Source organism: Lentzea sp. NPDC037011 (genome assembly GCF_055607425.1).
Genome location: NZ_JBVJRT010000001.1, coordinates 89,417 through 115,112, shown reverse-complemented (window position 1 = coordinate 115,112; position 25,696 = coordinate 89,417). Strand labels below are relative to the sequence as shown.

Annotated in this window: 29 protein-coding genes and 1 tRNA gene; 20 read left to right on the top strand and 10 right to left on the bottom strand. The window is 70.4% G+C overall.

The window, feature by feature from the left end; translation table 11 throughout:
• Nucleotides 1-100: 100 nt before the first annotated feature.
• Together ACZ7CH_RS00590 and ACZ7CH_RS00585 are read right to left on the bottom strand one after the other, a co-directional pair.
• Nucleotides 101-176, bottom strand: a tRNA-Gly gene (locus ACZ7CH_RS00590).
• A gap of 31 nt (nt 177-207) precedes the next feature.
• Entirely contained in the window at nt 208-606 is a 399-nt protein-coding gene (locus tag ACZ7CH_RS00585) for a DUF7674 family protein (protein ID WP_360397031.1), read from the bottom strand.
• A gap of 159 nt (nt 607-765) precedes the next feature.
• Between ACZ7CH_RS00585 and ACZ7CH_RS00580 the strand changes: the two genes are divergently transcribed.
• The 3 genes from ACZ7CH_RS00580 to ACZ7CH_RS00570 all read left to right on the top strand — a co-directional run bounded on the left by ACZ7CH_RS00580 (nt 766) and on the right by ACZ7CH_RS00570 (nt 3,489).
• Complete coding sequence (locus tag ACZ7CH_RS00580; protein WP_470372886.1) at nt 766-2,097, top strand: sigma-70 family RNA polymerase sigma factor; 1,332 nt, start codon at nt 766-768, stop codon at nt 2,095-2,097.
• 72 nt (nt 2,098-2,169) lie between these two features.
• Entirely contained in the window at nt 2,170-2,607 is a 438-nt protein-coding gene (locus ACZ7CH_RS00575) for a DUF983 domain-containing protein (RefSeq protein WP_360397029.1), read from the top strand.
• 15 nt (nt 2,608-2,622) lie between these two features.
• Nucleotides 2,623-3,489 (top strand): Fpg/Nei family DNA glycosylase, encoded by an 867-nt coding sequence (locus ACZ7CH_RS00570; RefSeq protein ID WP_360397028.1) that lies wholly within the window; start codon nt 2,623-2,625, stop codon nt 3,487-3,489.
• On the opposite strand, the gene ACZ7CH_RS00565 is transcribed toward ACZ7CH_RS00570, so the two are convergent.
• The 3 genes from ACZ7CH_RS00565 to ACZ7CH_RS00555 are packed head-to-tail and all read right to left on the bottom strand — an operon-like array spanning nt 3,482 to nt 6,184.
• Nucleotides 3,482-4,084 (bottom strand): LutC/YkgG family protein, encoded by a 603-nt coding sequence (locus ACZ7CH_RS00565; protein ID WP_470372885.1) that lies wholly within the window; start codon nt 4,082-4,084, stop codon nt 3,482-3,484. The genes ACZ7CH_RS00570 and ACZ7CH_RS00565 overlap by 8 nt on opposite strands.
• Nucleotides 4,077-5,495 carry a LutB/LldF family L-lactate oxidation iron-sulfur protein gene (locus tag ACZ7CH_RS00560; RefSeq protein ID WP_470372884.1) on the bottom strand — a complete coding sequence of 473 codons (1,419 nt, stop codon included), beginning with the start codon at nt 5,493-5,495 and terminating at the stop codon, nt 4,077-4,079. Before ACZ7CH_RS00560 ends, ACZ7CH_RS00565 begins: the two co-directional genes overlap by 8 nt.
• A complete protein-coding gene (locus tag ACZ7CH_RS00555) occupies nt 5,477-6,184 on the bottom strand; it encodes a (Fe-S)-binding protein (RefSeq protein WP_360397107.1) in 708 nt (235 codons plus the stop codon). The genes ACZ7CH_RS00560 and ACZ7CH_RS00555 overlap by 19 nt, the downstream gene beginning before the upstream one ends.
• Nucleotides 6,185-6,295: 111 nt before the next feature.
• On the opposite strand from ACZ7CH_RS00555, the gene ACZ7CH_RS00550 reads away from it, so the two are divergent.
• Nucleotides 6,296-7,558, top strand: a complete 1,263-nt coding sequence (locus ACZ7CH_RS00550; RefSeq protein ID WP_360397025.1) for a sensor histidine kinase — start codon at nt 6,296-6,298, stop codon at nt 7,556-7,558.
• Nucleotides 7,559-7,806: 248 nt separating this feature from the next.
• Here ACZ7CH_RS00550 and ACZ7CH_RS00545 read toward each other — a convergent pair whose 3' ends face one another.
• Nucleotides 7,807-7,974 carry a hypothetical protein gene (locus ACZ7CH_RS00545; protein WP_360397024.1) on the bottom strand — a complete coding sequence of 56 codons (168 nt, stop codon included), beginning with the start codon at nt 7,972-7,974 and terminating at the stop codon, nt 7,807-7,809.
• A 102-nt stretch (nt 7,975-8,076) separates the two neighbouring features.
• Between ACZ7CH_RS00545 and ACZ7CH_RS00540 the strand changes: the two genes are divergently transcribed.
• The 11 genes from ACZ7CH_RS00540 (at nt 8,077) to ACZ7CH_RS00490 (ending at nt 18,016) form a co-directional block, all read left to right on the top strand.
• Nucleotides 8,077-8,940 carry a S49 family peptidase gene (locus ACZ7CH_RS00540; protein ID WP_360397023.1) on the top strand — a complete coding sequence of 288 codons (864 nt, stop codon included), beginning with the start codon at nt 8,077-8,079 and terminating at the stop codon, nt 8,938-8,940.
• A 63-nt stretch (nt 8,941-9,003) separates the two neighbouring features.
• On the top strand, nt 9,004-9,870 hold the full coding sequence (locus tag ACZ7CH_RS00535; protein ID WP_360397022.1) for a LytR/AlgR family response regulator transcription factor: 867 nt from the start codon (nt 9,004-9,006) through the stop codon (nt 9,868-9,870).
• Complete coding sequence (locus ACZ7CH_RS00530; protein WP_360397021.1) at nt 9,867-10,295, top strand: hypothetical protein; 429 nt, start codon at nt 9,867-9,869, stop codon at nt 10,293-10,295. Before ACZ7CH_RS00535 ends, ACZ7CH_RS00530 begins: the two co-directional genes overlap by 4 nt.
• A 1-nt stretch (nt 10,296) precedes the next feature.
• Nucleotides 10,297-12,087: a sodium/solute symporter gene (locus tag ACZ7CH_RS00525; protein WP_470369726.1), complete on the top strand. Its 1,791-nt coding sequence runs from the start codon at nt 10,297-10,299 to the stop codon at nt 12,085-12,087.
• A 268-nt stretch (nt 12,088-12,355) separates the two neighbouring features.
• Nucleotides 12,356-12,706 carry a DUF485 domain-containing protein gene (locus ACZ7CH_RS00520; RefSeq protein WP_360397019.1) on the top strand — a complete coding sequence of 117 codons (351 nt, stop codon included), beginning with the start codon at nt 12,356-12,358 and terminating at the stop codon, nt 12,704-12,706.
• Nucleotides 12,703-14,295: a solute symporter family protein gene (locus tag ACZ7CH_RS00515; protein ID WP_360397018.1), complete on the top strand. Its 1,593-nt coding sequence runs from the start codon at nt 12,703-12,705 to the stop codon at nt 14,293-14,295. The genes ACZ7CH_RS00520 and ACZ7CH_RS00515 overlap by 4 nt, the downstream gene beginning before the upstream one ends.
• 122 nt (nt 14,296-14,417) lie before the next feature.
• Nucleotides 14,418-14,903, top strand: a complete 486-nt coding sequence (locus tag ACZ7CH_RS00510; protein ID WP_360397017.1) for a SigE family RNA polymerase sigma factor — start codon at nt 14,418-14,420, stop codon at nt 14,901-14,903.
• Nucleotides 14,903-15,679 (top strand): hypothetical protein, encoded by a 777-nt coding sequence (locus ACZ7CH_RS00505; RefSeq protein WP_360397016.1) that lies wholly within the window; start codon nt 14,903-14,905, stop codon nt 15,677-15,679. The genes ACZ7CH_RS00510 and ACZ7CH_RS00505 overlap by 1 nt, the downstream gene beginning before the upstream one ends.
• A gap of 51 nt (nt 15,680-15,730) precedes the next feature.
• Entirely contained in the window at nt 15,731-16,078 is a 348-nt protein-coding gene (locus ACZ7CH_RS00500) for a rhodanese-like domain-containing protein (protein ID WP_458434273.1), read from the top strand.
• A 2-nt stretch (nt 16,079-16,080) separates the two neighbouring features.
• Entirely contained in the window at nt 16,081-16,986 is a 906-nt protein-coding gene (locus tag ACZ7CH_RS00495; RefSeq protein WP_458429789.1) for a DUF4328 domain-containing protein, read from the top strand.
• Between the two features lie 58 nt (nt 16,987-17,044).
• On the top strand, nt 17,045-18,016 hold the full coding sequence (locus tag ACZ7CH_RS00490) for a glycerophosphodiester phosphodiesterase family protein (protein ID WP_470372883.1): 972 nt from the start codon (nt 17,045-17,047) through the stop codon (nt 18,014-18,016).
• 40 nt (nt 18,017-18,056) lie between these two features.
• Here ACZ7CH_RS00490 and ACZ7CH_RS00485 read toward each other — a convergent pair whose 3' ends face one another.
• Nucleotides 18,057-19,244: a cytochrome P450 gene (locus ACZ7CH_RS00485; protein ID WP_470372882.1), complete on the bottom strand. Its 1,188-nt coding sequence runs from the start codon at nt 19,242-19,244 to the stop codon at nt 18,057-18,059.
• A gap of 88 nt (nt 19,245-19,332) precedes the next feature.
• Between ACZ7CH_RS00485 and ACZ7CH_RS00480 the strand changes: the two genes are divergently transcribed.
• From ACZ7CH_RS00480 to ACZ7CH_RS00460, 5 genes are all read left to right on the top strand, one after another.
• Nucleotides 19,333-20,073 (top strand): glycerophosphodiester phosphodiesterase family protein, encoded by a 741-nt coding sequence (locus ACZ7CH_RS00480; protein WP_360397011.1) that lies wholly within the window; start codon nt 19,333-19,335, stop codon nt 20,071-20,073.
• A 26-nt stretch (nt 20,074-20,099) separates the two neighbouring features.
• Complete coding sequence (locus ACZ7CH_RS00475) at nt 20,100-21,035, top strand: DUF5926 family protein (protein ID WP_470372881.1); 936 nt, start codon at nt 20,100-20,102, stop codon at nt 21,033-21,035.
• A 49-nt stretch (nt 21,036-21,084) separates the two neighbouring features.
• The gene (locus ACZ7CH_RS00470) at nt 21,085-21,423 is read left to right on the top strand and encodes a DUF952 domain-containing protein (RefSeq protein ID WP_360397009.1); all 339 of its coding nucleotides are present in this window, start codon (nt 21,085-21,087) and stop codon (nt 21,421-21,423) included.
• Between the two features lie 85 nt (nt 21,424-21,508).
• Complete coding sequence (locus ACZ7CH_RS00465; protein ID WP_470369987.1) at nt 21,509-22,030, top strand: SigE family RNA polymerase sigma factor; 522 nt, start codon at nt 21,509-21,511, stop codon at nt 22,028-22,030.
• Nucleotide 22,031: 1 nt separating this feature from the next.
• Nucleotides 22,032-22,841, top strand: a complete 810-nt coding sequence (locus tag ACZ7CH_RS00460) for a hypothetical protein (protein ID WP_470372880.1) — start codon at nt 22,032-22,034, stop codon at nt 22,839-22,841.
• 97 nt (nt 22,842-22,938) lie between these two features.
• Here the strand turns inward: ACZ7CH_RS00460 and ACZ7CH_RS00455 are convergent, their stop codons facing one another.
• The 3 genes from ACZ7CH_RS00455 to ACZ7CH_RS00445 all read right to left on the bottom strand — a co-directional run bounded on the left by ACZ7CH_RS00455 (nt 22,939) and on the right by ACZ7CH_RS00445 (nt 25,636).
• On the bottom strand, nt 22,939-23,499 hold the full coding sequence (locus tag ACZ7CH_RS00455; protein WP_470372879.1) for a ferritin: 561 nt from the start codon (nt 23,497-23,499) through the stop codon (nt 22,939-22,941).
• A gap of 103 nt (nt 23,500-23,602) precedes the next feature.
• Nucleotides 23,603-24,790 (bottom strand): arginine deiminase, encoded by a 1,188-nt coding sequence (locus ACZ7CH_RS00450; protein WP_470373178.1) that lies wholly within the window; start codon nt 24,788-24,790, stop codon nt 23,603-23,605.
• Between the two features lie 147 nt (nt 24,791-24,937).
• Nucleotides 24,938-25,636, bottom strand: a complete 699-nt coding sequence (locus ACZ7CH_RS00445; RefSeq protein WP_458434269.1) for a CPBP family intramembrane glutamic endopeptidase — start codon at nt 25,634-25,636, stop codon at nt 24,938-24,940.
• Nucleotides 25,637-25,696 lie beyond the last annotated feature (60 nt).

The window sequence follows — 25,696 nt, the reverse complement described above, 5'->3', positions numbered from 1 at the left end:
CCGGCCAACCGAGCTGCCCGGGGGTGTGGGGGCTTGGCCCCCAAAATCATGGCGGAACGCAAAACGGCTCATGCTCTCGATGAGCATGAGCCGTCCTGCGTGGAGCGGATGACGAGACTCGAACTCGCGACCCTCACCTTGGCAAGGTGATGCGCTACCAACTGCGCTACATCCGCACTGCCTTACGGGGAGAACTATACAACAGGGCTAAACCGCGTCTCGACCGGGGGGCTCCAAACCGGCCAGCAGCTGGTCCACCTCGTCCAACTGCTCCTTGGGCCAGCGCCACTCCCACAGCGCCCGCACCTTCGGCAGCACGTCGACCGGCAGCCACGCCGCGACTTCCTCGCGCTGGTCCCAGTCGTCGAACACGTGCTCGTAGAAGCTGATCAGCGCCGCGTTCTCCAGGAACTGCTCCGGCTGGTGGAAGCACCAGTGCGCGAACCCGTACGCGCGCCGCAGCACGTCGTCGTCCTGTTCGCGGTGCGCTTCCGCGGTCAGCTGGGAGAGCTCGGAGAAGAAGACGTGGCAGGACCATTCCTCGGTCATGGCGACATCGCGAAGTTCCGGCACGAGTGCCGTCGCCCGTTCCCGCCAGTCCACCACGAGGGCAACGGTAACCGGTGGGTCTTCTTCCTCTGACGGCCCGACGCCCACCTGTGACCGTCCTGTCACCGAAAGCGTTGCGCTGATCAGCCCACGTCGATCGGATGGTCTTGTGTATCGACCTGTTCTCATCCAGGGGCAGGTCTGGCCCCTTGTGGCATGTTGAGCCCTGTGATGGTCGACGAGAACGAGGTCGACCGGGACCTGCTCGCCAGGGTGCGCGACGGAGACGACTCGGCCTACGGCGAACTGTTCTCCCGGCACGCGGACGCGGTCCGCCGTTTCTCACTCAGGCACGTCCGCGAGGCGGCCGAGGCCGACGACCTCACCGCCGAGGCGTTCTTCCGCATGTTGCAGGCGATCCGCCGCGGCAGCGGGCCCACCGACCACGTGCGCACCTACCTGCTGACGGTCGCTCGCCGGGTGGCGTGGGAGTGGAGCGGCCGGCGGCGGGACGTGCCGGTCGAGGACGAGGAGCTGAACCGGCGGGCCGAGCCGGTGGCCGACAACGCCGCCAGGCGCGCCGAGCACAACCTGATCACCCGTGCCTTCTCCAGCCTGCCGGAACGCTGGCGGGTCGTGCTGTGGCGCGTCGAGGTGGAGGGCGAGCGCCCCGCCACCGTGGCACCGCACTTCGGTCTTTCGCCCAACGCCATGTCGGCGCTGGCCCGGCGCGCCCGTGAAGGGTTGCGGGCCGCCTACCTGCAGGCGCACCTGGCCGTGGACGACGGGCGGTCGTCGTGCGCGGCGATCAGGGCGAAGCTCGGCACCTACACCGCGGGCGGGGTCCAGGGCGTCGAGGAACGCCGGATCCGCGCCCACCTGGACACCTGCTCGTCCTGCTCGCAGCTCCACGCCGAGCTGAACGAGGTCTGCGCGACGCTGCGGGCCAGCGCGGCGTTCCTGGTCGTGCCGTCCACGCTCGGGCTCGCGTTCGCGGGCAAGGTGCTGCTCGGCAAGGCGAAGCTGGCCATCGCCGCCGCGTCCGTCGCGACGATCGGCCTGGTCGGCACCGTGGCCACGGTGTTCTCCGACGGTCCCGGCGTGGCGATGCTGCAACCCGACCAGCACCCCGTCGTCCAGTCGCTGCCGTCCGGCACGACCAGCGGGAACAGCCAGGAGCTCGTCCAGGCCCCGCCCGCTCCCGAACAGCAGCAGCGGCGGGAGCAGCAGCAGCCGGGCAACGCGATCGCCCCCGCCGCGCACCGGTCCGGTCCCGAGACGGTGCGCAGGACCACGGCCACGCCGCCGCCGGTCACCGAGCAGCAGCGCGAACCGGCCACCGAACGCGCGGAGCCGGTCGCGAAGTCCTCCGACCCGGCCCCCTCCGACGTCGAGACGGCCGGGTCGACGCCGCGCGGGATCAAGTCGCTCGACACGTCGTCCTCGTCGTCGCCGGCACCCTCCAGCTCCACGCCGTGCGACCCTCCGACGCCGCCGCCCACGACGTCGACGACGATCACGCTCTACCCGAAACCGCGGACCGACTGAGGTTCACCCACAAGGCTCACCCCGCGACCGGTACGGTTTGACCAAGACCGACTGAGCGTGGGAGACGGTGTCATGACGCGGCTGGTACGCGGTGCGGACGGGCGGATGTGGACTGTGCACAGCCGCATCGAGTGGCGCAACCCGGTGCTGTCCGACGACTTCGAGCACGACGTGAGCGGCGGTGCGCTGCCCGGCATCATGATGGCCGGCCTGCTGCTCGTCATGACCGTCGTGCTGATCGCGTGGACGCCCGAGGAGGTCGTCGTGCCCTCGTGGCTGGTCCTCGCGCTGATCTTCCTGTTCCTGTTCTTCCCGGTCCGCTGGGCGCTGCGCCGCCCGCACACGCTGGTCGCGGAGAGCAAGGCGACCGCCGACGAGCTGCCGCCGGAGCGGTGGATCGGCCAGGTCCGCGGCCCGCTCGCCGTGCGCCAGGAGGCCTCGCGGGTGGCCAGGACGATCGAGATGCACTCGCTGCCCGACGTCGAAGGCCCGTTGCAACCCGTCGACTGATGCGACACTGGAGCGGTGCCCGAGCTGCCCGAGGTAGAAGCACTGGTTCACCACCTGCGTGAACACGCTGTCGGCCGCACCGTGCACCGCGTCGACGTGGCGTCGCTCCAGGTGCTGAAGACGTTCGACCCGCCGTGGACCGCGCTGCAGGGCCAGGAGGTCGTGGCCGCGCACCGGCACGGCAAGCACCTGGACCTGGAGGTCGCGGACGGCCTGCACCTGGTCGTGCACCTCGCGCGGGCCGGTTGGCTGCGCTGGGCGGACACCATGGCGGCCCCGCCGCCCAAGCAGGGCCGCGGCCCGCTCGCGTTGCGCGTGCACCTCGGCCCGCCCGGCCAGGGGCCCGGCTTCGACCTCACCGAGGCGGGCACCAAGAAGGGCCTCGCCGCGTGGATCGTGCACGACCCGAAGACGATCTCCTCGGTCGCGCGGCTCGGCCCGGACGCGTTGCAGCTGTCCCGCACCCAGCTCGAGGACCTGCTGCACAAGCGCACCGAGCGGCTCAAGACCGCGCTGACCGACCAGGGCCTGATCGCGGGCATCGGCAACGCCTACTCCGACGAGATCATGCACTTGGCCCGCCTCTCGCCCTACGCCACGGCAGGGCGCCTCGACGACGAGCAGCTCGACCGGCTGCACGAGGCCATGATCAGCACGCTGACGGACGCGGTGGCCCGCTCGGTGGGCCAGGACGCGGCCCGGCTCAAGGGCGAGAAGCGCTCCGGCCTGCGGGTGCACGCGCGGACCGGCCTGCCGTGCCCGGTGTGCGGCGACACCGTGCGCGAGGTGTCGTTCGCGGACAAGGCGTTCCAGTACTGCCCGACCTGCCAGACCGGCGGCAAGCCGCTGGCCGACCGCCGGTTGTCGCGCCTGCTCAAATAACCACCCCTTGACCGGGGAGGACGAGGACGAGCACCTCCAGGACACGGGGGCCGTGCACGCCCTCCACCCGGTTGAGCTCGATGTCGCTCGTCGCCGACGGGCCGCTGATGAACGTCAGCGGCCGCGTCGGTTCCAGCCGTGCCAGCGCCTCCGGCACCGACCCGGCGATCTGGTCGGCCCGCACCACGCACACGTGGTGGTCCGGCAGCAACGTCAGCGCGCGCCGGCCCTGAGCCACACCACCGTCGAGGACGATCGTGCCGGTGTCGGCGATCGCGACCGCGCACCCGGTCAGCACGCCGTCCGCGCCGTCCAGGTCCTCGATCGACAACGGCTCGCGCAGCCACTCCACACCGTCGGCCAGCCACTCGTCCGGCACGTCGGAGGGCACCACGACCCGCTTGCCCCGCAACGAGGTCAGCGCCGCGGGGACGTCGGTGACGACGTGCACGACCGCCCGGTAGTCGGCGACCCGCTCGGCGAACAGCTCGACGCCGCCCGGCCCTTCGCGGTGGTACCCGCGCACGACCGGTGCGGCGGCGGGCACCCGCGCGTCGCGGATGCGCCGCAGGATCTCCTCCTTGGCGCTAGCCACGGTTCTCCTTCCACCACGCGCGGAACGACTGGGCGGGCGGTGCGGGCACGTCCCGCGAGGACGTCCACCTGGACCCCGGCCACGGCAACGAGCTGATCTTTCCGTCCTTCGCCAGGAAACGGGCCAGCGAACCGGCCTTCTGCGCCTTCTCGTACCGCGAGGCCGAGGCGAACACCCACGCCGCGGCCGCCATCGCCACCGACTCCGCGGTGCGGCCCTTGGCTTCCACGACCTCCGCGCGCAGGTGGGTGAGCACCGACGGGATGTCGATCCGCACCGGGCACACCTCGAAGCACGCGCCGCACAGCGAGGAGGCGAAGGGGAGCGAGGCCGCCTGCGGGTCGTGCAGGTCGCCGACCAGCTGCGGCGTCAGGATCGCGCCGATCGGTCCCGGGTAGACCGAGCCGTACGACTGGCCGCCGGTGCGTTCGTAGACGGGGCAGACGTTCAGGCACGCCGAGCACCGGATGCACCGCAGCGCCTGGCGCCCGACGGAGTCCCGCAGCACCGCGGTGCGGCCGTTGTCGACCAGCACGAGGTGGAAGCGCTGCGGGCCGTCGCCGGGCGTCACGCCGGTCCACACGCTCGTGTACGGGTTCATCCGCTCCGCGGTCGACGAGCGCGGCAGCAGCTGGAGGAAGACCTCCAGGTCCTGCCAGGTGGGCACGAGCTTCTCGACGCCCATCACGGTGATCAGGGTGTCCGGCAGGGTCAGGCACATCCGGCCGTTGCCCTCGGACTCCAGCACCACGATCGACCCGGTGTCCGCGACGGCGAAGTTCGCACCGGAGATCGCCACCTTGGTGCTCAGGAACTTCTGCCGCAGGTACAGCCGCGCCGCCTCGGCGAGGTCCGCGGGTTCGTCGCTCACCTCGACGCCCATGCGGCGCTGGAAGATGTCGCGGATCTCCGAGCGGTTGCGGTGGATCGCGGGCACCAGGATGTGCGACGGCCGGTCGTCGCCGAGCTGCACGATCAGCTCGGCCAGGTCGGTCTCGACCGCGTGCACGCCACCGGCTTCGAGCGCCTCGTTCAGGCCGATCTCGGCGGTGGCCATGGACTTGACCTTGACGACCTCGGTCGCGCCCTCCTCCCGGCAGAGGCCGAGCACGATCCGGTTGGCCTCCTCGGCGTCACGGGCCCAGTGGACGACGCCGCCGCGCGCCGTGACCGACTCCTCCAGCTGCACGAGCAGGGTGTCGAGGCGGGCCAGCACGTCGTCCTTGATCTGCTCGCCGGCGACCCGCAGCTGCTCCCAGTCATCCAGCTCGGCGACCGCGGCGGCCCGGCGACCGCGGATGGTGCCGGTGGCCTTGCGCAGGTTCTGCCGCAGCTGGGTGTCGTTCAGCGCCTCCTTGGCCGCCTTCGGGAACGTCGGGCTGCCCAGCCACGTCACGGGGTTGCGCGCCACGGGTCCTCCTCCGTCGAAGCCAGGACCTCCGCCAGGTGCACGGGCCGGACGCCGGCCCGCAACCGGGACAGGCCACCGCCGATGTGCATCAGGCAGGAGTTGTCACCGGCGGACAGCACCTCGGCGCCGGTGTCGAGCACGCACCGCATCTTGTCCGCCAGCATCGCCGTGGACGTCTCGGCGTTCTTCACCGCGAACGTGCCGCCGAAGCCGCAGCAGTGCGTCGCGTCGGGCAGTTCCACCAGATCGAGTCCCCTGACCGCCCTGAGCAGCGCCAGCGGCTTGTCCCCGACTCCCAACAAGCGCAGCGAGTGACAGGTGGGGTGGTAGGTGACGCGGTGGGGGAACCACGCGCCGACGTCCGTCACTCCCAGCACGTCCACCAGGAACTCGGCGAGCTCGAACGTGCGCGGGGGAGACGTGCCCAGCGCGGGGTGGACCTCCCGAACCATGCCCGCGCATGACCCGGATGGCGCAACGACGTGGTCGTACCCTCCGAAGACGTCGGTGTACTTGCGCGCCAGCGGCCGGGCTTCCTCCCGGTAGCCGGTGTTGAAGTGCATCTGGCCGCAGCACGTCTGGTCGAGCGGGAAGTCGACCGTGCAGCCGAGTCGTTCCAGCAAACGGACCACCGCACGTGCCGTCGACGGGAAGAGCGTGTCGGTCAGGCAGGTCGCGAACAGTGCCACTTTCACCGGCACACCCTCTCCCCAAAGTCATCGGATGTCTACCCGGGCCGGTGGACCGTACGGGCGTACGCCGAGGCTGCCTCTTGCTATAGGGGCGTCCCACAGCACAGCATGTGCACCGTGGGCGACCTGTTGACCGAGCGCGCTGTGCTCGGCGTCATCGCGACCCTGGCCGTTCTCGGCCTCTTCGTGATGCTGTGCCGCGCTCGACGCGTCAGCACCTCCGTCGAGGACGCTGTGATGGACATGCTCGACCGCATGTCCAGGGCGTCGAGCGACCTCCGGGCGGGCTTGACGGAGGAAGCCGCCAACAAGGCCACCCCCCACCTGCGCGAGATGCTGCGCTGCGTCGCGGTCGCCATCACCGACGAGGAGGGCACCGTCCTGTCCTGGGACGGCGGCGCCAACGACCACTACGAGTACCTCCACGACACCGTCGCCCGCGCGATCAACACCGGTCACAAGGAGCACGTCGACCACCGCAAGCTCGGCTGCGAGCTGCAGGGGCCGTGCTCCCTGCACAGCGTCGTCGTGGTCCCGCTGGTTGTCGAGGGCGAGGTGGCCGGCACCCTGATCGTCGTCTCCGGCGTCGCCTCGAAGCGCCAGATCCGCATGGCCGAGGAGACCGCCCGCTTCGTCTCGACCCAGCTCGAGCTGGAGGTCGTGCAGAAGCAGCGCCAGGCCCTCGCCCAGGCCGAGGTCAAGGCACTGCGCGCCCAGATCTCCCCGCACTTCGTCTACAACGCGCTGAACACGATCTCCTCGCTGATCCGCACCGACCCGGCCCACGCCCGCGAGCTGCTGCAGGAGTTCGCCGAGTTCACGCGCTACTCGTTCCGCACCGACGGCCTGTTCACGACCCTCGCCGACGAGCTGACGAACATCCACCGCTACCTGACCATCGAGCAGGCCCGCTACGGCTCCCGCCTGAACGTGCGCCTGCGCATCGCCCCCGAGGTCCTCCAGGTCGTCCTGCCGTTCCTCGTGCTCCAGCCGCTGGTCGAGAACGCGGTCCGGCACGGCCTGGCCAGGAAGCCCGGTGGCGGCATGCTCACCATCACCGCCGAGGACAACGGCAACGAGGCGCTGATCAGCGTCGAGGACGACGGCGTCGGCATGGACCCCGACCGCCTCGACGACATCAAGGACGCCCACCAGACCGGTGCGCACGTCGGCATCGGCAACATCAACGACCGCATGCGCACGGTGTTCGGCGCCGAGTACGCGCTGGTCGTCGAGACCGCCCCGAACGCGGGCACCAAGGTCATCCTCAAGGTGCCGAAGTTCGCCCGGAACGTGCTGCCGAACCTCAACATCGGCACGCAGCTGACCGACGAGCCGATGACGGCGGAACAGCCTGTGGTCCGCGCCTGAGCGACCGTGCGGAGAGCCGTTCGGACCAACTCAACTTGTGTTGGCAACCATCCTCAACCCCACCCTCGAACCTGCCGATTGTGGTGGTGACCAATGAACAGCCGGTCGGGTGAACCGACGAAGGCCGGCCGCGAGCTAAGGGCATCATCAATTGCAGGAACAACGAGCACCCGAACGCGTTCGCGTCTGCATCAAGTGCACCGCGAAGGGCTATTCCAGCTGCAAGTGCTGATCGGCAACGCCGCAGCTCAGCGCGCTGCGACGGCCAAGGTCGTGATCAGCGCGACGGCGCAGACGCTCCAGCTCACCCACATCCAGTAGATGTGCATCGGTGTCGGCCCGGCGGCGTTCTGCCTGCCCCGGTCGTCCCACCACTCGACATAGCGCTCCAGCCAGCGGATGGGGTTGAACGTCACCCGTCGACTCTAACCCGGCACCACGTGTTCCACGTCACGCGGGAGCAACCTGCACCCGGCTCGGCTCCCGCGTGACCGCGAAACGCACGTACTGTCGAGCACATGAGCGTCACGGACAAGATCGCGGCCCGTCTTCCGCGGGTCATGGACCGGGGTGAACGCCCGCCGGTGGTCGCCGCTGTGCGGTTGCACGGGGTCATCACCCCGCAGTCGTCACCGGTGGCCCGCAACACGATCAGCCTCCAGAACGTGGAAACGGCCATCAACCGGGCGTTCGACAACGAGCGCCTGATCGCGGTGGCCCTGCTCATCAACTCGCCCGGCGGTGCGCCGACGCAGTCCGCTCTGATCGCCGAGCGCATCCGGGAGCTCGCGACGAAGAAGCACGTGCCGGTGCTCGCGTTCTGCGAGGACGTCGCGGCGTCGGGCGGCTACTGGCTGGCGTGTGCCGGCGACGAGATCTACGCGCACGGGACGAGCCTCGTCGGCTCGATCGGTGTCGTGAGCGCCGGGTTCGGGCTCAACGGCCTGCTCGACAAGGCGGGTGTGGAGCGGCGGGTCTACACCGCCGGTGAGAACAAGGTGCGGCTCGACCCGTTCCAGGCGGAGAAGCCAGAGGACGTCGAGTGGCTCAAGGGGCTGCACGCCGACCTGCACGAGCAGTTCAAGGCGTGGGTGAAGGAGCGCAGGAGCGCGAAGCTCAAGGCGGCCGACGACGAGCTCTTCACCGGTGAGGTGTGGACCGGCGCCAAGGCCGTGGAACTGGGCCTGGCGGACGGCATCGGCACGATCCGGTCCGTGCTCGCCAAGCGCTTCCCGGACGCCGAGCTGACGGTCGTCGAACCGCGCAGGCCCTTGCTGGCCAAGCTGGGCCTGGCCGGGGCGTCCACCCGATCGGGGGATCTCGTCACGCAGGTGCTGACAAGCCTCGAAGAACGTGCTCGCTGGTCCCGATTCGGGCTGTGAGCATCAGTTCGGTTTCACCGGGCGTGTCGGGGCCGGTCCCGGCGTAGACATGACCGCACATTGATGGGCAAGATGCCCGACACAGTGAGTATCCAAGACAACGCCGGTCTCCTCGTCCTCGCAGTCGATGACGAGGCTCCCGGCCTGAGCGAGATCAAGTTCCTCCTCGAGAGCAGCCCCCACATCCGGCGCGTGCTGACGGCGTTCGACGCCGCGGAGGCGCTGCGGATCCTGCGGGGCGACTACGAGCAGGAGGTGATGGCGCGCACCAAGGCCGGCCTTCCGCCGGTCGACGCGGTGTTCGCCGACATCAACATGCCCGGGCTCTCCGGCATGGACCTCGCACGGGTGCTCAGCGCGTTCCGGTACCCGCCTGCGCTGGTCTTCGTGACCGGTGTGGAGGAACGGGACGCGCTCGTCACGGCGTTCGACGTCGGCGCGCTCGACTTCATCAACAAGCCGATCAACGAGGAACGCGTCCTCAAGGCGATCTCCCGGGTCGCCGACCGGGTGGGCCGCACCGCGGCGCCCGCGGCCGCGACGGGCCAGGCAGCGCAGAACCCCGCCGAACCGAGTGACGACGAGGTCATCCCCGTCGAGCTGGGCGGCACCATCAAGCTCGTGCCGCGCGCCTCCGTGCGGTACGTCGAGGCGCAGGGCGACTACGCCCGCCTGCACACGCAGGAGGGCAGCCACCTCGTGCGCATCCCGCTCGCGCAGCTGGAGGAGCGCTGGGCGAACGCGGGTTTCGTGCGCATCCACCGCTCGTACCTGGTGGCGTTGCCGCTGGTGAGCGAGCTGCGGATGACGGCGAACGGCTACGCGGTCGTGATCGGCACCGGTGAGGGCGCCAAGGAGCTCCCGGTCAGCCGCAGGCACACCAAGGAGCTCAAGGAGCGGATCGTGCGACCGCCGAAGAGCGGCTGGTGAGCAGGCACGACGCGGGAAAGCCCGAACAAGCCGCCCGTGAGGCCTGGCTCGGTGAGCAGGCCCGCAAACCGCGCAGGCGCAGGGTGGTGCTCGCGGACTCGACGAAGTCGCGCAGCAAGGCACCGCGCACGATCATCGAGCTGGAGGAGCAGACCAGCGTCGGCGAGAAGCTGATCCGCGACCTCATCAAGCAGCAGCTCAGGTCCGCGTTCGGGCTCGCGTTCGCGGTGCTGGTCGGCATGTGCCTGCTGCCGATCACCTTCTACCTGTTCCCCGCGATCGGGGGCATCGAGGTCCTCGGCATCGGCGTCCCCTGGCTCGTGCTCGGCCTCGCGCCCTTCCCGGCCCTCTACGCGGTCGGGTGGGTGTTCCGCAGGCAGGCCGAACGGCACGAGCGCGACTTCGTGAACATGGTCGACCGCTGACGTGAACGCCACCATCTGGAGCCTCACCGCAATCGTCGCCGTCGCACTGGTGACGTTCCTGCTCGGCTACGTCGGGTCCCGCACCGCGAACACCACCCCGGACTTCCTGGTGGCGCGGCGGTCGATCCCCGCCACCCGCAACGCCGCCGCGATCTCCGGCGAGTACCTGTCCGCCGCGTCGTTCCTGGGCGTGGCCGGGCTCGTGCTCAAGGACGGCATCGACGCGCTCTGGTACCCGATCGGCTTCACCGCGGGCTACCTGGCGCTGCTGCTGTTCGTCGCGGCACCGCTGCGGCGCTCCGGCGCGTACACGCTGCCGGACTTCGCCGAGGCCCGGCTGGGGTCGGTGAACGTGCGGCACTTCAGCACGTTCTTCGTCGTCTGCATCGGCGTGCTGTACCTGGTGCCGCAGCTGCAGTCGGCCGGCCTGACGCTCACGACGATCACCGGCCTGCCCGCGTGGCTCGGCGGGCTGGTCGTCACGGCCATCGTGGTCGTCAACGTGCTGGGCGGCGGCATGCGGGCCATCACGCTCGTGCAGGCGTTCCAGTACTGGGGCAAGCTCTTCGCCATCGCCGCGCCCACGTTCGTGCTCTTCGTGGTGTTCCTCGTCGCGCCGGACCGGGGCACGCAGCCGATCAGCGACGGTGGCGTGGTCAGGTTCCCGGCCGCCGAGACGATCACCGTGGCCGAGCAGGACATCAAGGTCCGCGTCGACGAGCCGCTGCAGCTGGTGGTGCGCGGCCGGATCGACGGCAGGGACGCGAACGGCGCGGTGTACTGGAGCCGCGGCGTCTACGAGCTCAGCCCCGGCACGGTCATGGAGTTCACGGCCGGCGCCCCGGTGCCCGTCGTCGAGGGGTCGCCCACGACCAACCGCGACTGGATGCGCCCGCAGACCGGTGGCCTGTCCGACCTGTTCCGGACGTACTCGCTGATCTTCGCGACGTTCCTCGGCACGATGGGCCTGCCGCACGTCCTGGTCCGCTTCTACACCAACCCGGACGGCAAGGCGGCCCGCCGGACCGCGCTGCACGTGCTGTACCTGCTGGGCCTGTTCTACATCTTCCCGACGGTGCTGGGCGTGCTGTCGCGGTTGTACCTGCCGCAGCTGCTGGTGAACGGCAAGACCGACGCGGCGGTGCTGATGCTGCCCGAGACGATGGTGCCGAACCTGGGCGGCCAGATCCTCGGCGCGATCGTCGCGGCCGGCGCGTTCGCGGCGTTCCTGTCGACCTCCTCCGGGCTCGTCGTGTCCGTCGCCGGGGTGGTCTCGACGGACATCATGCCGGGCAAGGTTCGTGACTTCCGGTGGGCGACGGTGTTCACCGGACTCGTCGCGATCGGCCTCGCGCTGCTGCTGCCGCGGGCCGACGCGTCACTGACCGTGGCCATGTCGTTCGCGCTCGCCGCGTCCACCTTCTGCCCGCTCCTGGTCCTCGGGATCTGGTGGCGCGGGCTCACGTGGGTCGGTGCCGTGTGCGGTCTCGTCGTCGGTGGCGGCATGGTCATCACGGCGCAGGTGGTCAGCGTGATCAGCTCCTACACCGGTCGCTGGGCGCCCGCCGTGTTCACCCAGCCGGCGCTGATCACCGTGCCGATCGCGTTCCTGACCATGATCGTCGTCAGCAAGGCGACCCGCAGGCGCGCGCCCGCCGACGTGAACCAGATCCTGCTGCGGCTGCACGCCCCCGACCCGCTCGGCTTCATCCGCGACCGCGACGTCGCCCGCTTCGGGACCGCGGAGGAGAAGGCCAGGATGGCCGGTCACGAGCGCAGGGGATCTGCGTAAACACGCTGAGTAGTCAGCGGTTCGAACGGGTGAAAATTGGTCACTCGAATCGGTGAACGGTGATTCCGGTCACGCTCGGTGCCCTTCGTCTTCGAATACTGACCGTTCGCCGCTTCACCCGACTGCTGGGCGCATGGGCACGAACAGAGTCTTACCTGAGTGACTCAAGTCTCCATACGGTTCTCGACCAAGAACGGACCGCACCTGGAGGCAATGACGTGCCCGCCACGTTGCTGAGCCCTACGCCGAGTACCGCGAGGAGGGGACTGTGAGCACCACCGAGCACACCCCGAGCGAGTCGTCCCCCGATGCGCAGAAGTGGGTCGACGTGCAAGCGAGCGCCGACTTCACCGAGCTGAAGCAGCGCCTGCGCAAGTTCGTGTTCCCCGTCTCCGCCCTCTTCCTCGCCTGGTACCTGCTGTACGTGCTGCTCGCGGACTACGCGCACGGCTTCATGTCCACCAAGGTGATCGGCAACATCAACGTCGGGCTCCTCTTCGGCCTGCTGCAGTTCGTGTCGACCTTCGTCATCACGACGCTGTACGTGCGGCACGCCAACAAGAACCTCGACCCGTTGGCGGAGAAGCTCCGCGGTGAGATCGAGGGAGACGGCAAGTGAACGAGTCGAGCCCGATCCTCAACATCAGCATCTTCGGCGTCTTCGTCCTGATCACGCTGTTCGTGGTCATCCGGGCGAGCCGCAACACGAAGACCGCTGCCGACTACCTCGCCGCCGGCCGTGCCTTCACCGGCCCGCAGAACGGCATCGCCATCGCGGGTGACTACCTCTCCGCGGCCTCGTTCCTCGGCATCGCGGGCGCCATCGCCCTCAACGGCTACGACGGCTTCCTGTACTCGATCGGCTTCCTGGTGGCGTGGCTCGTCGCGCTGCTGCTGGTCGCCGAGCTGCTGCGCAACACCGGCAAGTACACGATGGGCGACGTCCTGAGCTTCCGGATGCGCCAGCGCCCGGTCCGCGCCGCCGCCGCCACGTCGACCATGGCGGTCTCGTTCTTCTACCTGCTGGCCCAGATGGCCGGTGCCGGTGGTCTCGTGGCCCTGCTGCTCGGCATCACGGGCACCGGTGGCCAGGCCCTCGTCATCGCCGTGGTCGGCGCCCTGATGATCGCCTACGTCCTCATCGGCGGCATGAAGGGCACCACCTGGGTGCAGATCATCAAGGCGGTCCTGCTGATCGCCGGTGCCGGCGTCATGACCCTCTGGGTGCTCGGCAAGTACGGCTTCAACCTGTCCTCGCTGCTCGGTGCCGCCGTCGACGCCGCTCCGAAGGCGGGCGAGAAGCTCCTCGGCCCCGGCCTGCAGTACGGCAAGACCGACACCAGCAAGCTGGACTTCCTCTCGCTGGCGCTGGCCCTCGTGCTCGGCACCGCGGGTCTGCCGCACATCCTGATGCGCTTCTACACCGTGCCCACGGCGAAGGAAGCCCGCCGCTCGGTCGTGTGGGCGATCTGGCTGATCGGCATCTTCTACCTGTTCACCCTGGTCCTCGGCTACGGCGCCGGTGCGCTCGTCGGCCCTGACAAGATCAACGCGGCACCCGGCAAGGCCAACTCGGCCGCCCCGCTGCTCGCGCTGGAGCTGGGTGGCCCGATCCTGCTCGGCCTGATCGCGGCCGTCGCCTTCGCGACGATCCTCGCGGTCGTGGCCGGCTTGACGATCACGGCGTCGGCGTCGTTCGCCCACGACATCTACGCCAACATCATCAAGAAGGGCCAGGAGGAGGACAAGAACTCCGAGGTCAAGGTCGCCCGCATCACCGCGATCGTCATCGGCCTCGTGTCCATCGGCGGCGGCATCATCGCCAACGGCCAGAACATCGCGTTCCTCGTGGCGCTGGCCTTCGCGGTCGCCGCCTCGGCGAACCTGCCGACGATCCTCTACTCGCTGTTCTGGAAGCGGTTCAACACCTCCGGCGCGCTGTGGAGCATCTACGGCGGCCTGATCGTGACGATCACGCTGATCATCCTGTCGCCCGCCGTCTCCGGCACGCCGACCTCGATGTTCAAGAACGCCGACTTCGACCTGTTCCCGCTGTCGAACCCCGGCATCGTCTCGATCCCGATCGCGTTCCTGCTCGGCTACGTCGGCACGATCCTGTCGAAGGACAAGGCCGACCCCGTCAAGCAGGCCGAGATGGAGGTCCGCTCCCTCACCGGTGCGGGCGCCGAGAAGGCCACCGCGCACTAGTCCGCGCATTGTCGAACGGGCCGTTCCGGATTTCCGGGGCGGCCCGTTCGGCGTTCCGTGCAACCCCGCTGGTGCCGGCTGTGTAGTGAACATGACCGCAGCACGAGCATGGGGGACCGGGAGTGCGACGAGACGAGGAGTTCTCGGAGTTCTTCACCAGCCGGTTCGACTGGGTGCGGCGCACCGCGTACGCGTTGTGCGGCGACTGGTCGGAGGCCGAAGAGCTCGCGCAGAACGCATTCGTGCGTGCCTACGCGAAGTGGCCCAGCGTCCGGCGCGAGACCGCCGAGGCGTACGTCCGCACGACCGTGACGCGGTTGTTCATCAACAGCCGCAGCCGCGTCCGCGAACGCCCGGTCGCCGACCTGCCGGACCACGGCGTCGTCGGCGGCTTCGGCGACCCCGATGCCCGGCTGCACGCGGCGTTGCGGAAGGTGCCGCCGAAACAGCGGGCCGCGCTGGTGCTGCGGTACGTGCACGACCTGTCCATCGAGCAGACGGCGGCCGAGCTGGGCTGCTCCGAGGGCAACGTGAAGAGCCAGACGGCCAGGGGCTTGGCGACGCTCCGCGAGGCGTACGGCGAGCCGGTCAACGCGGAGGGTGCCTGATGACGATCGAAGACGAGCTGCGCGGAGCTCTCGACGTGCCCGCGCCACCACCGACGACGACGCTGGACGACGTGCTGCGGCGGGGCAGGCGCCGGGTGGCCGTGCGCAGGGCCGGGTTCGCGGGCGGCGTGCTGACCGTGGTGGCGGCGGTCGGGATCGGCGGTGCGGTCTGGCGGGGAGCGGTCGAACCCGAGCTGTCGCTCGCCACCAATCCCGCCAACTGGCCGCGGGTGAGCTGCGGCGAGGCCGGTCCGCAGCCGGACGTGGTGCGGAACATGGGTGCCTTCCTGCCCTCGACCGGCCAGATGCGGGCCTGGCGGGACTCGGCCCAGGCGGTGCTGCCCGACCGGGTCGTCGACTCGGAGCTCCCCGAGGACGCCAACGGCCCCGCGAGCGTCCACCACGGCGACCGCCGGGGCTTCCGGGTCGACGTCCTCGACGGACAGGGCGCCGGGAGCCTGCGGTTCGCGCTGGCCCGCTTCGAGGGTGATCCGGCCGCGGCGGCGGACAGCGCGCGGTGGGCCACCGGCACGTGTGCCGCGAGCCGGCGCCTCACCGGCGCCGACGGCACCGTGTTCCAGCTGTACGCGCCCGGCGTCGAAGCACCGTCGGAGCTGCAGGTGCAGACCCTGTACGTCTTCCGCGCCGACCGGCTGGCGTTCCGCGTCGAGCAGGTCAACGCGGGCCGCATGAGCTCCCAGCCCACGCGGGAGGCGGTGCCGCTGTCCGAAGTGGAGCTCGTGAGGCTCGGGGCCGCCGTCGCGGAGGTGTCCTGAGGGTGGGGCCGTGCCGGAGGTTCACGGAGGTGCAACTTCCGGCATGGCACCATTCACGGTGTGACTGTTCCCAGCGTCGAGATCGCCGACGTCCCCGAGAAGCTGCCCGAGGGCGCCGTCCTGCTGGACGTGCGCGAGCAGGACGAGTGGGACGCGGGCCACGCCCCCGGCGCGCTGCACATCCCGATGAGCGAGATCGGTGCGCGCCTGGACGAGGTGCCGAACGACGTGCAGCTCTACGTCGTGTGCCGGGCCGGTGGCCGTTCCGCCCGCGTGACCCAGTACCTCAACGAGAACGGCTGGGAGGCCGTGAACGTCGAGGGCGGCATGCAGCACTGGGACGCCCACGGTCGTCCGCTCGAGGGCGGCGTCGACGGCATGGAACCCGAGGTCATCTGACCGTGCAGCCGCTGCAGCCGATGCGCGTGGACTGGGTCGCGACACCGCCACCCGGTGCGTACCCGCAGCCCTCGCGCCGGTCGCAGCGGCTGCGCTACGGCGGTCCGCCGCACTACCCGGTGCCGCCGCGGTGGGGGTTCCCGCTGCTGGCGTGGCGCTGGCCGACGGCCGTGCTCGACACGGCCGAGAGCGGCGACTCCGTCGACGGGGTGCGCCGGATCGGCAGGACCGCGCAGAACACGCTGTGGCTCGTCGCGTTCGTCGCGGTGTGGGCGGCGCTGTCCGAGGTCTGGCGGTACGTGCTGCTCGCGATGAGCCGCTACGGCGCGCTCTCGGCGGGCGTGGTCTCCACGTCGGACGCGATGGTCGTGTCCTCGTCGGCGATCCTGCTGGTCGGCTGGCCGCTGGCGTTGATCTTGACGGTGCTGTGGGTGCGCCGCGCCAGGAACGTGGCCGCGACGATCGTCGGCTACGGCCCGTCCCGCTCCAACCGCTCCGCGCTGCTCAGCCTGTTCGTCCCCGGCGTGAACCTGGTCGTGCCCGGCTCGGTGCTCGCCGAGCTGGAACACGCGGTCGCCCGCCGTCCCGCCGGCGAACGCCCCCGCCCGTCCCGGCTGCTGCTGTGGTGGTGGGGCCTGTGGGCGTCCTCCGGCGTCCTGTTCGTGATCACCATGCTCTGGCTGCTGCGCGACGGCACCCAGGCCCAGGCCGACGGCGTCCTGCTGCACGCGCTCGGCGACCTGGTGCTCGCCGGCGTCGAGGTCACGACCGCACTGGTGATCCGCCGCACCACGACCCTGCTGCTGCCGGTGGACGCCGCGTCCGTCCGGCTGATGCGCGTCGTCGAGGTGAAGGACGCCCCGGCACCACCGCTGCGCTCCTTCCGCCCCTCCGGTTCGCCCCGCTGACCTCCGCCGTTCCCGCGGCGGCCTTCCCGGCGTCGCGCGGGACTGCCAGGTTGGGGGGATGCGGACACTCATCGGGGCCCTGGTGATCGCGCTGGCCACACCGGGCCTGGCGGCTGCGCACCCGCACCGCGACTTCGACCTGCAGGCCCACCGCGGCGGCATCGGCCTGACCGTCGAGAGCACCCTCAAGGCGTTCGGCAAGGCCCTCGCGCTCGGCGTCACCACCCTCGAACTGGACCTCCAGATCACCAGCGACGGCCGCGAGGTCATCACCCACGACCGCAGGACGAACCCGGCCAAGTGCCTCGACACCGCACCGGCGTTCCCCGGCGACCCCGCCTGGCCCTACGCGGGCAAGTACGTGAAGGACCTGACCTTCGCCCAGGTCAGAACCCTCGACTGCGGCAGCACCCGCTGGTCGCAGTACCCGGACCAGGAACTCTCGCCCGGCGCCCGCATGCCCACCCTGGCCGAGCTCTTCGCACTGGCCCGCGCCCACCGCGCATGGGGCGTCCGCTTCAACATCGAGACCAAGGTCGAAGCCGCCGCACCGCACGAGACCGCCCCGCGCGAGCAGTTCGTCCGCCGCACCGTCGCGGAGGTCCGCCGCTCCGGCTTCCTGCCGAACGTGACGGTCCAGTCGTTCGACTGGGGCACCCTGATGCGCCTGCGCGAGGTCGAGCCCCGCATCCCGCTGGTGGCGCTGACCCAGCCCGACTTCCTGCGGCCGGGGTCACCGTGGACCGGCGGCCTCGACCTCGCCGACTTCGGCGGCAGCGTGCCGAAGGCGGTCAGGAGCTTCGGCGCGAAGGCGCTGTCGCCCGTGCACACGATGACCACGCGCGAGCTGGTCACCGAAGCCCGCGGACAGGGCCTCGCCGTCATCCCGTGGACCGTGGACGAGGTGCCGCGGATGCACGAGGTGATCGACACCGGGGTCGACGGCCTGATCACCGACCACCCCGACCGGCTGCGGACGGTGCTCGCGGAGCGCGGGTTCACGCTCCCCCGGCGCTACCCGCGCCGCTAGTCGGTCCCGACGGACCGGCCGAAGTGCCCAGGTCGTCCGATCAGGCCCCGTCGGCGAGCATCAGCGAGTGCAGGCCGCGGATCACGAACTCCGCGCGCCGGTCGGGCTGCTGCGCGAGCACCGCGCCGGGCAGCTTGCGGTGCAACGCCGACAGCGCCGCCTCCACCTCGATCCGCGCCAGCGGCGCGCCCAGGCAGTAGTGGATGCCCATGCCGAACCCGAGGTGCTGGTTCTTCTCCCGGCCGATGTCGAGGTCGTCGGGGCGGTCGAACACCAGCGGGTCGCGTGCGGCCGCGCCGAGCAGTGCCGCGATCTTCTCGCCGGGCTCCAGCACGTGGCCCGCGATCTCGACGCGGTCGGTGGCCGTGCGCTCGAACAGCTGCAGCGGCGAGTCGTAGCGGATCAGCTCCTCGACGGCGGTGGGCAGCAGCTCCGGCGTCAGGCGCTCCCACTCCGAACGGTGCTCCATCAGCGCGTACACGCCGTTGCCGATCACGTTGACCGTGGCCTCGTGGCCCGCCATCAGCAGCAGCACGGCGGTGGCGACGAGCTCGTCCTCGGTGAGCCGGGCACCGTCGGTGTCGGTGACCGCGACCAGGTCCGACACCAGGTCGGCGCCGGGGGAGACGCGGCGCAGCGCGATCAGCTCGCGCAGGTAGGCGACGAACTCGGTGGCGGCCCGCTCGGCGGCGTCCTGCTGCTCGGGCGGCAGGCCGTACTCGTACATCTTCACGATCGCGTTCGACCACGGCTGCAACAGGTAGCGGTCGGAGGCGGGCACGCCCAGCAGCTCGGCGATCACCTCGACCGGCAGCGGCGCGGCGACGTGCGCGAGCAGGTCGGCCTGACCGACGTCGGAAACCTTGGCGGTCAGCTCGTCCACCAGCCGGTCGGCCAGCTCGGCCACCCACGGGCGCAGCCGCTCGACGTGCCCGCGGCCGAACGCGGCGGCGACCAGGCGGCGCAGCCGTGTGTGCACCGGCGGTTCATTCTCCAGCAGCGAGTTGCGGTGCAGGAGGTTGAACGACAGGAACCGCTCCACCGGCTTCACGTCCGACCAGAGGCGGCCCAGCGAGCGGTGGCGCAGGACGGCGGAGCAGGCGGCGTGCGAGACGGCGACGGCGATGCCCATGCCCTCGTGGTGGTGCACCTCACCCGTGGCCCGCAGCGAGGCGAAGGCCGGGTACGGGTCGGCGATGAACGCGGGATCGCGCTGGTCGAACGTCACAACGCGGACGGTAAGTCGAGGTGGCGCCGAAGTCCACGGTGAGTTGATTGACGTCTCAAATTGTTGTTCGAGAACTAAGGTGCGACGTGTGCAGCAGCCATCAGTCGTCGCGCACCGCGGTGCCTCCACCGACCGCCCCGAGCACACGATCGGGGCCTACGAGCTCGCGCTGGAGGAAGGCGCGGACGGGCTGGAGTGCGACATCAGGTTGACCAGGGACGGCGAGCTCGTGTGCGTGCACGACCGCACGCTCACCCGCACGTCCGACGGCCGCGGCACGGTCAGCGCGCTGACGCTGGCCGAACTGCAGCGGCACGACTACGGCAGCTGGCACCGGCACGGTCAGCCGGCCGGGCTGTTGCGGCTCCACGAGCTGCTGGAGCTGGTCAAGGACACGAACGTGCAGCTGTTCATCGAGACCAAGCACCCGGTGCGCTACCGCAACGAGGTCGAGCGCAAGCTCGCCGCCGCGCTGGAGGAGCACGGGCTGCGGGAGCAGATCGTCATGATGTCGTTCTCCGCGAGCGCCGTGCGGCTGTTCCGCGAGCTCGCGCCGGACGTCCGCACGGTCCTGCTGCTCGACCGCCTCGGCCGGTACCGCGGCGGTGCGTTGCCGCCGTTCGCCGACTGCACCGGACCGGGCATCCACCTGCTGCGCCGTGATCCCGGGTACGTCGACCGCGCCCGCAGAGCGGGCCACGAGACGTACGTGTGGACGGTGGACGACGCGGACGACATCGCGTTGTGCCGTGACCTGGGCGTCCGCTACCTCGCGACGAACGCCCCGGCGAACACGCGCCGCCTGCTGACGGCTAACTTGGCGACCTGACAAGCCTGAGCACGAGGAGGGCCGAGGTGGCCAAGCGGACCGCTGTCAAGGACGCACCGAAGGACGGGATCAACCCGAAGCAGCCCTGCCCGTGCGGCTCCGGCAAGCGGTACAAGGCCTGCCACGGTGCCCCCGGCGGTGCGACGGACGTGATCGTGTCCCGCCCGTTCGAGGGGCTCGCCGCCGAGTGCGAGCTGATCGCGCTGCGCGAGTTCGTGCCGTCCGCCGTCGCGAAGCTGCCGGTCAAGGACGGTCGCGAGGTCACGCTGGCCACGGTGCTGCCGACGGCGGCGGCCGGTCTGATCCGCGGCGACGACGTGCCGTTCGTGGGTCTGCAGGTGCAGACGCGCTCCGGTGACATCAGCCGCGACCTCGCGCGGGCGCTGCTGTGGGCGCAGCAGGCGAAGACCGGTGAGGTGCTGTCGGTCGTCGGCCCCGACAACGGCGAGCACCCCGGCCGGTTGCAGGACCTGCTCGACCCCGAGGCCGAGATCGTGCCGCAGCTGCACACCGACTTCATCTGGTGGATGCCGGAGGGCACCGAGCCGACCGGTGACGTGGCGCTCTCCCTCGAACGCGCGAACGCGGCGATCCTGCCGACCGACCGCGTGGACGCGCCCGGCGTGAAGGCCGCCTACTGGGTGGACGCGGGCGACAAGGCGCACCTGCGCTGGGTCCGCCCGGAGCCGGAGGAGAAGCTGATCCCCGCGATGGCGCGGCTGGCCGCCCGCGGCGAGCTGGACCTGGGCGAGGGCTCGCGGTACGCGGGGTCGTTCCGCGCGCACGGCCTGCTGGTGCCGGTGTGGGACCTCGACCGCGAGATGCACGCGCGCGAGTGGGCCGACCCGGCGGAGGCGCTGGGCAAGCGCCTGCTGGAGGCACTGGCCTCGGACGAGCCGCTGACCGACGCCGAGCGCCGGGCCCGTGACGGCCTCCGGGGCCGCCAGATCACCCTGCGCTGACGCTCGGACCGAGTTGTACACAGGGTTGTCCACAAGGAGCTGTGGATAAGTGCTGCTGCACATCATCTCGACCGCCGACTGGGCCGCGGCCCGGTCGGCGGGTTCGATCACGCCCGCCGCGGGCGAGGAGTTCGTGCACTGCTCCGACCGGGGCGTCGTGCACGTGACGGCGGGCAAGTTCTTCCACGGGCGCGATGGGCTGCTGCTGCTCGTCGTGGACCCGGAACGGCTCGGCGTGCCGGTGCGGTGGGAGGCCGTGCCCGACTCGCCGCTGTGGTTCCCGCACGTGTACGGCCCGATCCCGGTCGAGGCGGTCGTGCAGGTCCACGACTTCCCGTGCTCACCGGACGGGTCTTTCGTGCTGCCGGAGGCCGTTGCCGTTCCGTGACGCGGCGGTGGCAACCGGTTGCCGCGGACGTGCGTGATCTCCTCGATGCCAGGTTGCCCGGGGGAGAGGACGTGCCGTGACCGCGGTGCTGCAACTTGAGTGGGCCGCGGCCGGCGGCGGAGGAAGAGCGGAAACCGTGGGGGATTTCGCTGAGTTCGTGCGCATGTCGATGCCGGGGCTGCTGCGGTACGGGCACGCCCTGACGGGCAACCCGCACGACGCGGCAGACCTGGTCCAGTCGGTCCTGGAGAAGGTGGGCTCGCGCTGGCCCGCCGTGTTGCGCAAGGGGGACGACCCGCTCGCGTACGTGCGCAGGGCCATGGCGAACACGCACATCAGCACCTGGCGCCGGCGTCGCCGCGAGAACCTCGTGGCGGACTTCCCGGACACGCCGGTGACGTCGGACCTGAGCCGGCTCGAGCACGAGCCGCTGTGGCAGGCGCTGCGCGACCTGCCGCCGAGGCAGCGCGCCGTGGTCGTGCTGCGCTACTACGAGAACCTCAGCGAGGCCGAGATCGCGCACGCGCTGGGGATCTCCTGCGGCACCGTGAAGAGCCAGGCCAGCAAGGCGATGGCGAGTCTGCGGACACGCCTGGGGAGGGACTGACGTGAACGTCGAGGACGAGCTGCGCCGGCTCTTCAAGGACGACGAACGCCTCGATCTGCACGTCTCGTCCCGTGCGGAGGAGACGGTCGTCCGCGGTGCCCGGCGCCGCCGGCACCGCCGCAGCACCGCCGCAGGGGCGTTCGCGGTGGTGGTGCTGATCGGCGCCGGCGTGGGCCTGGTGCAGCTCAGGCACGGCCCGGTGGACACGGACGTGGCCGGGTCGGCGCTCTCGACCTCCGCCTCGTCCACGACGACCCCGCCGCCGTCGACCACCGTGATCACCGAGACGATCACCGTGCCGGCGGACGTGCCTCCCCCGAGCGGCACCCACCCCGGCAACGGCAACGGCAACACCGGCAGCGGCAGCACCACGAGGTCGACGACGGGCACCACGACGCCGTCCCGCGCCCCGGAGGCGGCGGCACCGGTCTACAACAAGCTGCGGCTGACGATGACCGAGGCCGACGCGCTGAAGACCGAGATGCTGGTCCCACCGAAGCCCCAGCCGGACGAGGCGTGCAAGAACTACGCCATGACGTCGGTGAACGACCCGAAGGCCGTCATCATCTCCGCGGCCAGGGGAATCGTCCGGATCACGTTGCCCGAGTACGCCAAGACGTCGAGGAACATCGGCGCCGGGGCGACGGTCACCGATCTCAGGAACGCCTATCCGGCCGCCACCCAGAACGGTCCGGAGCTCGTCGTGCAGATGAACACGTCGCCGAAGTGGTTCTACGTCTTCGAGAACGACGGCACCACGGTCAAGGCCGTGCGCATGCGCCTCGCCGACAGCGACTGTTCCGGAGCTTGACCCGACGTGGCCGAAGCGGCGGAGAACTGAAAAGGCCCGTCTCACCGAATTCGGTGGGACGGGCCTCAGATCAGGCACTCAGACGTGCGGAGGAAAACTACAGCGCGCCACCGGCGGCCGTGGGAGCACTCGGGTCGGCGCCTTCGTCGCCCACGTTCTCGCGGGTGAGGAAGTTCTCCACGTAGAACATGTTGCCGTCCGCGCGGTCCATGATGGTGAGCAGCGTCTTCATCGAGGAGACCTCCTCGACCTGCTCCTTCAGGAACCACTGCAGGAACTGCTCGCCGATGTAGTCGCTCTCCTCGCGAGCGGCCTGGGCCAGCGCCACGATCTGGTCGGTGACCTGCTGCTCCTGGCGCAGGGCGAGGTCGACGAGGTCGCGCGGAGCCTTGAACTCGTTGATCGGCGTCTCGGTGCCGGGAATGACGACCGGGATGTCGTTGTCCATCAGGAAACGCACGATCATCATGGCGTGGTTGCGCTCTTCGAGGGCCTGCTTGTAGAAGTGCGCCGCGAGGCGCGGCAGGTCCTCGTTGTCGAACCACACCGCGAGCGCGGTGTACTGCTGCGAGGCGGAGAACTCGTGACCGACCTGGGCCTGCAGCAGCTCGTGGAACTTCGACTTCTTGGACAGGATCTTCTTCACGTTCGAGGCCATGCGGAGTACGGTAGCCGAAAACAACGGCTCCTGCATTCCAGGAAAAGCTAACCTTTGTTTGGAAAGGTGATCCAAACAAAGGTTAGGCGTTCCTAAGGAAAAATCAGACCAGCGGAGCGCGGTCGATCGGGCACGACATGCAGCGGGGGCCGCCGCGGCCGGAACCCAGCTCGGAACCGGCGATGCGGAGCACCTCGACGCCGGCGTCCTCCAGTCGCGCGTTGGTCTCCACGTTGCGCTCGTACGCCACGACCAGACCGGGGCCGACCGCCAGCGTGTTGTTGCCGTCGTCCCACTGCTCGCGCTCGGCGGTGACGACGTCCAGGCCGGTGTCGATCACGCGCAGGCGCTCGATGCCCATCGCCTCGGCCGCCGCCTCCAGGAACGGCACCGGGCCGTCCACGCGCACGCCGCCGTCGCCGTCGGACCGCAGCGGGTAGGCGGTGAGGGAGTCGCTGATCGCCGGGTACATCACCACGGCGTCGCGGTCCACCATCGTGCACACGGTGTCGAGGTGCATGGTGGCGCGTTCCTGCTTGATCGGCACCGCCAGCACCGTGTGCGCGAGACCGTCCGCGAGCGCGGAGCGGGCGAACGACTCGGCGCCGGCAGGGGTGGTGCGCTCGCCGACGCCGATCGCGATCACTCCGGGCGCGAGCAGCAGGACGTCGCCGCCCTCCAGCGGGGCCGAGTGCGCGCCGTACGCGCGGCCGGTGCGGCGGAACCGCGGGTGGTAGGCGTAGATCAGGTCCGTCAGCGTCGTCTCGCGGTCGCGGGCGGGCAGTGCGAGCGACGTGATGGCCACGCGGTCGCCGACCCACACCGACGAGTCGCGGGTGAAGAGCAGGTTCGGCAGCGGGTCGACGGCGAAGTCGATCGGCAGGTGCATCTTGCGCACCAGCGACGCGCCCTCGGCGGCGGGCAGCTCCTCGAACGTCATGCCGGTCGTCAGCACCTGCGCCAGCTGCGGGGCCGGCAGCGAGGTGAGGTGGCTGCGCAGCGCGTCGGCCAGGTCGATGCCGAGGCGGCGCTCGTTGACGGCGCTGTGGATGCCCGCGATGCGCGCGCGGCTGTCCTCCAGGGCCTGCACCAGGACGTCCGACAGCAGCAGGACCTCGACGCCACGCGAGGTCAGCGTCGCGGCGAACGCGTCGTGCTCCTCCTGGGCCCTGCCGACCCACGGCACGCCGTCGAACAGCAGCTGGTCGTTGTTGCGCGGGGTGAGCCTCTTGAGCTCGTTGCCCGGCCGGTGCAGCAACACCGTGCGCAGGGGGCCGACCTCGCTGTCCACGCGCGGCGCGGCGTCCGGGAGTGCTTCGGTCTCAGCGATCGTGTGCGCAGTCACCGGACGAGCGTAACCCTGAACAGCACAAATCGCCGCTCCAGAGCCTGAAATGGCAACGAATGCGGTGCAATCCCGCCAACTGCCGTCGAATCATTAAGGCAACCAGCTGACTTTGCCGCGCAACATTGTGTAGCCCACGAACGCCACCACGTCGAGGATGGTGTGAGCGATCACCAGCGGCCACAACCGCCTGGTCCGCTGCCAGTAGAAGCCGAACACCAGCCCCATCACCAGGTTGCCGACGAACCCGCCGAAGCCCTGGTAGAGGTGGTACGAGCCGCGCAGCACGGCCGCCGCGAACAGCGCTGTGTACCGCCGCCACCCCAGCTGTTCGAGCCGGGTGATCAGGTACCCGACGACGAGCACCTCCTCCGCCCAGGCGTTGCCGGCGGCGGCGAGGACCAGCGCCACGCTCATCCACCACTGGTCGTCCAGGGTGGACGGTTGCACCGCGAGGTTCAGCCCGAGCCCCCACGCGGCGAAGTAGAACGCGAGCCCCGGGATGCCGATGACCGCGGCGAGACCCAGCGCGCCGAGCGAGTCGGCGAGCTTGCGGGTGCCGTCCAGGCCGACGACCCGCAGTTTGATCCCGGTGCGCCACAGCAGGTAGAGCCCGATCCCGCCCCACGCGGCGAGCTGCAGCACGCTCAGCAGCTGGGCGACGAGGTCGAGCAGGTCGGCACGCGCCTGCGGGACGTTGATCGCGACCGACTGCTGGTTGAGCGGGGTCGGCTGGAGCAGGCTGTCGACCAGTCGCACGAGGCTGCGCAGGCCGGACAGGCCCAGCGTCATGCTGAAGACGATCAGCAGCTCGATCCGGTAGCCGCGCTTCTCGGCGTCGGGGATGAGCGC